The following is a 321-nucleotide window of genomic DNA, read 5'->3' as shown; positions in this document are numbered from 1 at the left end:
GATTACTACAATTGTTTACGAATTGGTCAAAGCTGATGTAGATTTAACCAGTGGCAGAAAAGGGGCACGGTCTGGCACTGGGTTTTCTCCTGTGATGGTTGGGCAAATCTGGTGTGTTGAGAAACTTAAATCTATCGCCCCAGTTAAGACGGTTTATGGCTGGCAAAAGAACAATAACGCAACCAGTCAAATCCGTAAACATTTAGGACTAGAGAAAATCAAAGATAAGAAAGCTCAAGTGCCTGAATCTCATGCAGTTGATGGCGTTGCTTTAGCTGCAAGTGAATTTATCCGCTATGGAGTAACTCCCAGGAAAAACAG

At 42.4% G+C, this 321-nt stretch carries 1 pseudogene; it reads left to right on the top strand.

The features are described 5' to 3' along the window. Window positions 1–321, top strand: a pseudogene (locus tag AC0QH1_RS00470) (hypothetical protein); the annotation flags it as partial.

The organism is Phormidium sp. CCY1219 (assembly GCF_055795085.1).
This window is presented reverse-complemented; position numbering and strand designations above follow the sequence as displayed.